Source organism: Microcystis sp. M49636_WE2 (genome assembly GCF_030065375.1).
Taxonomy (GTDB): Bacteria; Cyanobacteriota; Cyanobacteriia; order Cyanobacteriales; family Microcystaceae; genus Microcystis; species Microcystis aeruginosa_C.
Map to the genome: position 1 here is coordinate 1 of NZ_JASJFG010000652.1, position 2,195 is coordinate 2,195.

3 protein-coding genes are annotated in these 2,195 nt (G+C 45.0%); 1 reads left to right on the forward strand and 2 read right to left on the reverse strand.

Going from position 1 to position 2,195, the window contains the following annotated elements; all coding sequences use genetic code 11:
* Both PX484_RS15065 and PX484_RS15070 read right to left on the reverse strand, forming a co-directional pair.
* Positions 1-188 (reverse strand): 2Fe-2S iron-sulfur cluster-binding protein (locus tag PX484_RS15065; protein ID WP_288104502.1); only part of this gene is annotated, 188 nt, incomplete at its 3' end.
* Between the two features lie 43 nt (positions 189-231).
* On the reverse strand, positions 232-1,491 hold the full coding sequence (locus tag PX484_RS15070) for a phosphopantothenoylcysteine decarboxylase domain-containing protein (protein WP_288104505.1): 1,260 nt from the start codon (positions 1,489-1,491) through the stop codon (positions 232-234).
* A gap of 230 nt (positions 1,492-1,721) precedes the next feature.
* Between PX484_RS15070 and PX484_RS15075 the strand changes: the two genes are divergently transcribed.
* Positions 1,722-2,195, forward strand: a 474-nt coding sequence (locus PX484_RS15075) for a DUF1517 domain-containing protein (protein WP_288104508.1), incomplete at its 3' end; no start/stop codon positions are given.

Below are 2,195 nucleotides of genomic sequence, written 5' to 3' on the forward strand. Positions count from 1 at the left end.
GAGAGATTTTCCATCCCCTCGACAATTGCCACTATACAAGTACCACACTGACCGTAACCGCCACAATTCATCAATTTACCGCCAAAAGTGTAGATATCAACGCCATTCTGGATTGCTTTCTCTCGTAAATTCGCTCCATCTGCCGCTACCACGATCTTATTCTCTTTGACGAAGTTGATGTTACCCATGACTGTATTACCCTAAATTTTTGCAAATTAATATTAAAAAATATTAAATTTTTTTGATTGTAACATTTTTGGCTCGCTCTTCTAAATATTCGGCGATGCCAATAGCGATCGCTTTTTTGCCGATAAATTTCCCCAATGCCGCTTTTGTGACCAAATAAGCCACCTGTTCCCCTTGATCGCCCTTTTCCTCACCCCTATTAGCAATGACGGCCTGATAGCCCTTTTCTAGGCGTTTACGGGCGATTTCCAGTAACTCCTCCTGACTAACTCCCTCCTGATACTTGAAAGTCACCATCCCTAAATCGGGAAAATTTTCTCTCACCTTGTCAATCACCTTTTCCGTCGGCACAAAATTAAGATTTAACTGCCCTCCACTGGGAATCTTACCAGAAAAAGGGCTTTCTAAGCGATAATCTGCCACTGCTGCCGAAAAAATGCCAAATTTATAATCTTTACTCTCTAATTCTCCCATCACCTTCCCTAGATACTCGTCATAAGTTTCAATAATTTCATGGGGTAAATAAGCGGGGGGTGTATAGCTGCCCCGTCCGTGGATTAACTGCACCTTGGCCCCGCGCAGGTATAATTCTTCTGCAATAGCGGCCCCTAATTGTCCGGTAAAACGATTGGTTAAACGACGAATATTATCGATAATCACGGGTGTGGGTCCACCAGTGACTAAAATCGGCATATTTTTCAGGACAGAATTACTGAGAATCCCACAGGCTGCCACGGTAATCTCTTTTTCCCCGGGGAGATTGTGTTTACCGTAATCATCCCGGGGTGGCATAATCTGAACTCCCCAGCGATCAAGCGTTTGCAAAGATTCGCTCAGAATAGCATTATGTAAACTGCCGTGCATGGTGGGGACAAGCAGAATTTTAGTTTTTCCCTTTTCCTGTCGTCCCAAGGCCGAGGCCAAGCATGAAGTGATCACTCCGTCAGCGATTCCGTAACGAAACTTATTAATGGTGTTATAGGTAGCGGGAGCGACTAAATAAAGATCAAAGGGAGATTGATCGCTTAAATGTTCTGCTTTTGCCGTTAATTGGCTAATTACGGGATTAACCGTACTCCATTCCAAAGCTTCCTTAGTGACGTATCTTAAAGCTTCTTCCGAGACAAAAGCCACGACTGTGGCCCCGAATTTCCGCAAAGATCGGGCAATTAGCGGCGCTTTCATGGCCGCAATCCCTCCTGTCACCAGTAAAGCAATCCTTTTACCCCAGAGATGATGATTTTCTAAGGGTACTTCGCGATCGCCTAAGTCCGAATCCGTGGGAGGGGAGAAATTCCAAGTCATAAATTTGGGGAAATGGGGGAATGGGGGAATGGGGGAATGGGGAAATGGGGGAATGGGGGAATTCAACTAAAAAACCCCAAAACCCCAAAACCCTAAAATCTCAATACCCAACACCTTCTAACTGATAACTGATCACTGATAACTGATTCGGTTATCCCTATTCGGGATTTGTCTATCTCTGAGCGAGAAACTGGTTATGCTAGTAAATAAAGGGTTGCTTCGGTGTTCTTATGATTGACAAAATTTTAACTAAAGTTCGATCGCTTGCCAAGCCGCTATTAGTTCTGGGATTAGTGACAACGCTGATTTTCGGTTCTATTCCCAGTGCTTTAGCGGCATCGGGGGGTAGAATGGGGGGCGGTAGTTTTCGCGCCCCTAGTCGCAGTATTAGCCCTTCTAGAGGTGGTGGTTACAGTTCCCCGGGTTACGGTGGAGGTATTGGTTTTCCCTTCCTTTTACCCTTCTTTTGGGGTGGTGGTGGCGGTGGCTTAATTTCTCTGTTAATCTTTTTTGCTATTGCCAATTTCCTCGTTAATGCTTTCCGTAATGGTGGAGGCAGTGACGAGAATGGTATGACGATAGAATCCGGTTATGAAACCGTCTCCGTGGCTAAAGTACAGGTGGGTTTGTTGGCTAATGCCCGTTATCTGCAACAAGAATTAAATCAAATCGCCCTAACTGTCGATACTAGCACCTCCGAGGGA

Excerpts from the sequence above, each read along its gene's own strand:
- PX484_RS15070 (WP_288104505.1), bottom strand. The coding sequence starts at position 1,491 with ATGACTTGGAATTTCTCCCCTCCCACGGATTCGGACTTAGGCGATCGC.